The organism is Hominimerdicola alba, assembly GCF_900112155.1.
In the GTDB taxonomy this organism is placed as follows: domain Bacteria; phylum Bacillota; class Clostridia; order Oscillospirales; family Ruminococcaceae; genus Hominimerdicola; species Hominimerdicola alba_D.
Window position 1 is genome coordinate 20,407 of record NZ_FOKQ01000040.1, and the last position, 7,911, is coordinate 28,317.

Annotated in this window: 7 protein-coding genes; 3 read left to right on the forward strand and 4 right to left on the reverse strand. The window is 45.7% G+C overall.

Annotated elements, in window-relative coordinates; all coding sequences use genetic code 11:
• Positions 1-38: 38 nt before the first annotated feature.
• The 4 genes from BM265_RS16205 to BM265_RS16220 all read right to left on the reverse strand — a co-directional run bounded on the left by BM265_RS16205 (position 39) and on the right by BM265_RS16220 (position 5,920).
• On the reverse strand, positions 39-1,103 hold the full coding sequence (locus tag BM265_RS16205) for an ATPase (protein ID WP_074963032.1): 1,065 nt from the start codon (positions 1,101-1,103) through the stop codon (positions 39-41).
• A 134-nt stretch (positions 1,104-1,237) separates the two neighbouring features.
• Entirely contained in the window at positions 1,238-2,071 is an 834-nt protein-coding gene (locus tag BM265_RS16210) for an alpha/beta hydrolase (protein WP_074963033.1), read from the reverse strand.
• A 35-nt stretch (positions 2,072-2,106) separates the two neighbouring features.
• The gene (locus tag BM265_RS16215; protein WP_074963034.1) at positions 2,107-3,063 is read right to left on the reverse strand and encodes a M15 family metallopeptidase domain-containing protein; all 957 of its coding nucleotides are present in this window, start codon (positions 3,061-3,063) and stop codon (positions 2,107-2,109) included.
• 139 nt (positions 3,064-3,202) lie between these two features.
• Positions 3,203-5,920 carry a glycoside hydrolase family 2 protein gene (locus BM265_RS16220; protein ID WP_074963035.1) on the reverse strand — a complete coding sequence of 906 codons (2,718 nt, stop codon included), beginning with the start codon at positions 5,918-5,920 and terminating at the stop codon, positions 3,203-3,205.
• 166 nt (positions 5,921-6,086) lie between these two features.
• On the opposite strand from BM265_RS16220, the gene dprA reads away from it, so the two are divergent.
• The 3 genes from dprA to BM265_RS16235 form a co-directional block, all read left to right on the forward strand.
• Positions 6,087-6,941: a DNA-processing protein DprA gene (dprA, locus tag BM265_RS16225; RefSeq protein WP_242940877.1), complete on the forward strand. Its 855-nt coding sequence runs from the start codon at positions 6,087-6,089 to the stop codon at positions 6,939-6,941.
• A 74-nt stretch (positions 6,942-7,015) separates the two neighbouring features.
• A complete protein-coding gene (locus BM265_RS16230) occupies positions 7,016-7,432 on the forward strand; it encodes a hypothetical protein (RefSeq protein WP_074963037.1) in 417 nt (138 codons plus the stop codon).
• Between the two features lie 186 nt (positions 7,433-7,618).
• Positions 7,619-7,911: transposase (locus tag BM265_RS16235; protein ID WP_207646999.1), on the forward strand; the 293-nt coding region annotated here is incomplete at its 3' end.

Sequence of the window (7,911 nt, forward strand, 5' to 3'; positions counted from 1 at the left end):
ACTTCTGCCATGCTAATGACAAAAGTGCCTATTTCGGTCTATCTGTGTTTTATTTCAGCTATAAGTTTCTCTGCGAGTTTATCCAGACTTTCAAAATCCATGGCTGCGATATAGAATTTTTCTATATCATCGTGAACCACTTTCGCCGACTTTATAGTTTCATATACTTCCTCTGCAAGGCTATCCATTGTAAGCCTGTTCATTTTAAGCCTGCTGCGGTATCGCGCTATTGCTGATCTGTCGTAGAACCGTGAGAGATTTATCTTTGCACATCCTTCCGGAACAAGCTTATTAAGGGGCGTTGAGGATATCAGCGCAAGACCCAGTTCAGGTATCAGCAGATGTTCGTAAGCTGTATTGTTCAGCCCGTGGCAAGGACATAGTATCACATCAAAACCACGGCGGACAGCTTCTGCGGCGGTCTTTTCGCAAATCAAATGGGCGCAGGCGAAGTCATCATCATGGAGAAGATACTTCTCGATATAACAGCCGATGGTCTCGGTCTGGGTCATACAGCCATACTCGGTTAGTGCCGAAAGCTGACGGATATCCTGCCTTCCGAAACCGCTACCCTTGCGCGGAAGTATCTTTTTGTAAAAACGCATAAGGAACGCATCCAGCTTTTCTTCGTCGATGCAGCCGCGGGAACAGCTGAAACTATCGTTGCAGACATTCGACAGCGCCGCCGAGAACCTCTTTGCCCTTTCCAGCAGTGATTTGTTCTTATCCGTAACTTCAATGATTTCATCTTTGTCAGTCATCAGCTTTTCAGCATCCCAGAACTGACCCAGGTCAACTATCTTCTGCCTAACTGCGGGATACACAGGGTCAAAAACATGAGGCGAAGTGCCGTCCACGATCAGCACCCCCTCGTTTTCAAGCATCACCGCATCAAGAGAAGCGGGGTCAGAAGAACAATAGAACCTTACAACGTGCCCGCTTTTCTCAAATTCATCGGCTATCCGCTTCATTAGTGAAGATTTGCCCGTACCTGCACCGCCTTTAAGAATATAAGTAAAGCGGTCATTTTCATCCATCAGCCTGCCAAACTCCGTCGAGAACCCCTGCTGTGTCATACAGCCAAGAAAATATTTTTCCGACATAAATGCACCTCCTGTCGATCATGGTACATATTATGCAGGAAGTCACCGACGTGTTAACACAAAGCAGAAGCCCGAAAGCAGCCTGGTGCTGCTTTCGGGCAGAGTGCTTATATGAAACAATTGAAAAAATCAGATTAAACTCTCAGCGCCCACTTTACAGCGGCATCTGTCCACGCTTCGCAGATGGGCTGGATATGACCATCCCATGTAGCGGTGGATTCGTCGCAAAGACTAAGACCGTGTCCGCCATGCTCGTAGATGTGGGATTCAAAGGGTATCCAGTACTTTGCAAGCTCTGTCATGTAAAGCAGAGAATTCTGCACCCTTACACAGCCGTCATCGGAGCAGTGCCAAAGGAAAGTATGGGGAGTGTGAGGACCTACGTGTTTTTCCATAGCCAGATAATCCCTGAGCTCCTTGTCGTCTTCCCTGCCCCTGAGCAGGTTCAGTATCGAACCCTCATGGGTAAATTCTGGGTCGCTGGTGATAACGGGATAGCAAAGCATCGAAGCGTTGACCTTGATATCCTCGGGAGTGCAGCCAAGAGGCTTGGTGAGTATCTCATCGTTCCAGAGATTTGCCACTGTTGCCGCAAGGTGTCCTCCTGCGGAAAAGCCTGTTACTATGATCTTGTCAGGGTCGATATCGAATCTCTCCGCATTCTCCCTGACATACTTTATCGCCGCCGCACATTCAAGAGCATTCTGTGGGAAAGCTCTCTGGCAGGTGTATCTCAGCACAAAACAGCATATTCCGTAGCCGATGAACCTGAACGCTATAGGCTCAGCTTCCCTTTCGGAACAGAAATCATATCCGCCGCCGGGACAGATTATCATGGCGCGGTGTCTTTTTCTGCCTATCTCCTCGGTGAGGGTGTGATAGTAGCAGTCAAGAGTCGCCCTGTCACCAATATCCTTGATGCCCGCCTTGTCGTAATCAAAACTAAGTTCGATGGTTTCCTTCTGCATAAAAATTCTCCTTATCTGTCGGCTAAGTGCAGAACTTACTCTGCATCCACTCCTTGATCTTTCCCGACTTCGCCTGAAAGGTCAACGAAAATAATATAGCCGTCAACATTATTACCCGATATAAAAGTTTTATATTCCGATTCGTCCGCTCTTGTGGGAACAGGAATGCTTGTAGTCGCATCCTCACTCAGGGGAACGAAATATCCTGCGTATTCCACGCCATTGTCAGCCGTGAAATACAGAGGCTTTTCAAAGGTGTAGTCCTTGATATCAGCAAGCATGGTATCAAAGTCAGCAGGACCGTCTGCCTTACCCATATCCCTGATGCATGCAGCCGCTTCTTTGCCAACGTACCTTAGCCTGTTAGTGCCACGCATTACAAAGCCATACTTGTAGCAGTTGTTGGGTATCCACGCATAATCCTCAGTACCTGTGAATTCCTTATACTCACCGTTTGAATTGATCATTAGATCAGCGCATGAACCGATACTGGATTCATTTGTCTTGGATTTTGATTCTTCATCGGGCATAAGTGAAGTGATCATAAGGGTATCAAGCCCGTAGGTGCCCTTGAAATCCACTGCAAGATTATTCAGCTGTCTCAGCATATCGGAACGTGCTTCATCATTGGGATATGCGGCGCTCATCAGCATATTGCCATCCTTTGCGAAAAGGTACGAATAGAGCGGCTCGGTCTCTCCCACCGTTCCCGTGAAAGGGTGAGCACTGTCTACCTGAACCAGCAGACCCTCACCGACGTTTTTCATTTCTTTATACTTATAATTCTTGGTGAGCCTGCTTTTGCCGCTGTCTTTGTCTTCTGCCGCTACAACGGAAGATTCGGCAGTATCGCTTTTTTGGCTGTTTGCCTTTTTTTCAGATGCACTATTTCCACAGGATGTGGAAAGCGCAACCAAAGACAAGAGCATCACAGCCAGTGCCGCTGCAATATTTTTATATTTGTATACTTTTATCCTGTTTAGATCCGACATAAAGCTGCACCGCCTTCATAATTGTTTATTCAATTATAGCACATCTTTTTGTCAAATTTCAACATTTTAATGAACTTATCTCACACTTTCATCACTAGATACAAATTGAAACACAGCAATTTGTACAAAAGTACAAGACTCACGGAACATCGCGCACATAATCGGCAACTGACCGTAAAAACACCCTGCCTTCAGCTGATGCCATGAGCTTTTCAAAGTCACTTGTGCAGACAACTACCTTGCCGCCGCTCATATCATATTCGTACAAGATAGCAAGGTCATGATTTCGCTCAAAGTTGTCGATCATGCGGACGATAACACGCTTATCAGCAAACTTTCCGTCAAGTATCTCGCACTTCGATGACATCACGATATCCCACCATGCGGGAGTTGAATACTTTCTGCACTCAAAGCCTTTCAGCGCAGGATGAGATACATCATTCACAAGACCCATAGTACCCACAGGCTCGGGCTTATCCATCATATTCGATATCTCACGGAACATTGGATAGCACCAGAAATCCTGACAGTAAAAACCCTCAATGGAATTTTCAAGCTTTTCTGGTTTCGGAAATATCAGCACAGTTTTGCCATCGGCGAGCAGTTTTTCAGCTTCTGAACTGACTTCCGTAAAAATATGTACTCCCTCCATGCTGACTTTCTGAACATCGGGAATGATTTCTAACTCGTAGTGATTTCGGATATCCGTGCCCTCGACTTCAACAGTCAGAACTGCAGAAGTTATATTATCTACCATAGGAAGCGAAACTATGCCACCGCATACGTCCGCATAATTTTCATTGGAATCTATTATGGCACTGCCCGTTTCGCAGACTTCACCGCACTCGAATCGGTAGACAACCTTTTTGCCTGCAAGGCCCTTGGAACGGAAGTTGACAAGCCTGATATCAAATGAGAATTCACTGCCCGCCAGCGGAGTGTAGCTGTCAAATACTGCCAGTATCACCGCATCGTTGCAGAATTCACGCCATTCTTCTGGGGTTATGATGCCCTTGTTATCCATGAAAGCGTCCAGCATACCCACCAGCGCAGTTCCCTGTCCCGAGAAGTCCTGTATATCCAGTATCTGGAATCCTGCAAGAAGCTTCGAGCGGAAAACGGCTTCAAGCTCCTCTTTGTAGCAAGCCTTAGCCAGCTGACCTGAGCAATAGAAGAAATCCTTAGCGAGATGACCAAGACCCTTGGATTCAAGGCGCTCACGAAACACCACGAAATTGCGGGCTTTAAGCGAGCCTGTGTACTTCTCTATCTCATCAAGATCGGGATAAGTCTCAAACTGTCCTATCTCGTGGGTGACTATCGGTATCTCGGGTACTAGGTCAGCATCTGCTTCGGTGGCTTTAACGGTCTTCATGGTGGTGCCGTACTGAATCTGCACTGTACCGTCCTCGGATATGGCAGACGATGAATGGTGATCATGTGGCACGATCACGCTGTCATATGAATGATTTGCGGCAGGCTTGTCAGTCTGGATATGGCCGAGGGGTGCATCGCACATAGCGTAAGAACCGCGTATCAGCCTGTCTTTAGCCAGCCTTACACCCACAAAGAAATCGTCGTTTTCAACCACACAGGGTGTCCACTGGAAATTATTGGAGCCCTGTGTATACAGATGTCTTTTGTCCGCATTTTTGTACAGACCCATAACCTGATTGATGCGCTCCTTACTACCCCAGAGCTCATTACCCATGGACATCATGCAGAACGAGGGGTGATTGCCGAACTCCCTGAGCATGGCAAAGCCCTCGGAGATAAGGAATTCCTGCTCATCGGCGTTGTAACCCTCTTCATCGGGAGCATGGACAGTCCCCCAGAACGGAAGCTGAGGTTCCATATAAATACCCAGGATATCCGCCGCAATAAAAGCAGCCTCAGGGGGACAACAGGTGTGGAAACGGTAGTGATTTATGCCAAAACTGCGGGATATACGCATAACCCTCAGCCAATCTTCAACATCACAGGGAGCATAGCCGGTCTTCGGGAATATCATGCCGTCGTGCTTGCCCCGCAGAAAAGTTTGTCTGCCGTTAACGGTGAATTTACCATCTGCGGCGGCAAATTCTCGTATACCAAAAATACGACTGGTAGTATCACCGCAGATGTCTATACAAAGTTCGTACAGATCAGGGGTGTGTTCGCTCCAGAGTTTAAAATTCTTACACATTGGGTATTCTGCGATAAGTCTGCCGTCAGTAAAATCAAACTCCACAGGCTCAGAAGCAGGTGTACCGTCGGGATATTCAGCAGCAGAAATCACAGCCTTGCCGCTTTCTGAACCGATAATATCAGCTGTGACCTTTACTGTACCAGCATTGATATCAGGGGTGATGACAACGTTTTTGCAGTGCGCCTCACCGTAAGCGATAAGCTCTATCCTGCCAACGATGCCGTTCCAGTTAGTCTGGGTATCGGGTGAAGTCATATGACCGCCCTTTGTCTTATAGCCCACATTCGACACTTTTATGACAAGCTCACGCTCACCTGTACCGATGAATTCGGTAAGGTCGTAAATATGCGGCGCGCAAAAACTTTCCTGTACCCCAAGAGAAACCCCATCCACAAATACCTCTGTGATGCGCGTACGTTCAAGAAAAAGCTCCAGCGCCGAGCATTTCATAGCATTTGTATCTATCTTCCGCCTGAACCACGCCCAGCCCTCAAATTTGTAAGAATCTGTCAGATGACCCGTTTCACGCTTTTCGTTTATCTTTCCCTTGCGGGCATTGGAAGTCGTGTTCGGCAGTTTAATATTTTCGTTAAAAACAACATTTTCACCTGTGCACTCGTAATCGAGATAAAGTTCCCAAGTCCCTTGTAAATCAGTTTTACTTATCAATCAGATCACCTCTCGCCCCTATAATATGAGGATATTATATCATAATATATTTGCAATTTCAACGCTAAGTTGTAACTTCGTCAGAAAAATCAAAAAATCTGTTGAAATCAACAAAAAGATATGATACAATAAAATAAAAAACAACATAAGGGGTGATGATATGTCTATGACAGATAAACAAGCATTGTTCGCACTTTCGCTGATCTACACGCCGGGCAAGGCGGGGATAGATTCTCTGATGCAGAGATATGATGACCCTGCAAAACTGCTGGACGTTCTGCAAAATGAGACCGACAAGGATATCCCGCACAGCTTTTCTGCAGCAGCAAAAGCTTTTGACTTCTCGCTGACCGAGCAGATACAAAGCTACTGTGACGAACGGGGCATCGGAATAATAACGCGGTATGACGAGGATTTTCCCGAAAACCTCCTGGAGATCGACTGCCCGCCCATGGCGCTGTATTGTCTCGGTGATGCAAAAGTTCTCAAAGAGCGTACTTCGCTTACGATAGTAGGCTCTCGTGAAGCCACACCATATTCCGTCGATGTTGCAAAATACTTCGCCCGAACCAAAGCTAGGGAGGGTCACCCCATAATCAGCGGTTTCGCACGAGGCATCGACACCGCCGCACACACCGGTGCCATCGAAGCCGATGGCATGACAGTGGCAGTACTTGGCTGCGGTATAGACTACGATTACCCCAGATACAGTGGGGAGCTGAAAAACTCTATTGCACAAAAAGGAGCTGTAATATCGGAATATCCACCTCTTGAAGATCCTGCGAAGGAGTATTTTACCATACGAAACCGCCTTATTGCTGGGCTTTCCAAAGCTGTGCTGGTAGTTCAGGCGGGAGTACACAGCGGTTCGATAAACACCGCCAGCCACGCCATTTCTCAGGGCAAGGACGTTTACTGTATCCCGCCTGCTAATATCTTCAACGAGATTTACAGCGGACAAAGCGTGCTTCTGCGTGACGGCGCTATCCCCGCATTTGAGCCCCATGATATCATTTTGTAAACGGAGAGATTTAAATATCTAAAAAGAAGAAAAAATCACTTATCATCGTCAGCGTAATACTATTTGTAGCCCTCATGTGTCTTGCAATTTATGACAGGACATTCTACGATCGTTCAAAAGATAATATTTTTGAGATACCAAAAGCTCATCATCTCATAGACGACAGACATGGCGGATATATCTATGAAACATACTTTTTCATACAAAAAGTCCCTGAATCAGAAGATAAACTCGAGGACGAAATAAGAACTTTCATATCAGAGAACAAAATAATCGAAGACGCTAAAAGCGCAGGAGCAAATTCATTAACATTAAAGTTCATGGAGCCTGATTTCAGAATGCCTGTCTATTTTAAAGAAAATTCAAGTTTCATCAAGAAAGACGATTATGCAGAACACTATTATAAAACAAACATGGCAGCCATCTACAATTATGATTTCGATGACGATACAGAAATGATGGATTTCTATAAAGTAAAACACTCGTTATAAATCAGCCCGAAGGAACAATCAAACAAAAAGGGGCTGTTGCAGCCCCAACAAAGAAAAAGACGCCTGACACACCAAAAAGGTAGTGCCAGGCGTCTCATTTTGTGGTATAATGTAATTGCAAATATAACATCAAACCAACGAAAGGATTGTACCACAAAAATGAGAAATTGTCAAGTGCGTCTTAACATGAATTATGAGATCTACATCGAAGAAAGCTCACCTGTCAGAGTATTGAGCAATGTTATAGATGAGATCTATCAAAAAGAAGAATACACTATTGTAAGCAAGTGGAATGGTGCCATACCCGAGGATATCATGATGAAGATATTCATCTATGGCTACATGAACGACTCTTTTTCAAGCCGTAAGATTGAACAGCTCTGCAAAAGGGATATCCATTTCATGTGGCTTCTCGATGGCTTTGGAGCTCCGGATCACAGCACTATCTCAAGATTTCGACAGAAAATGGGAGAACAGAT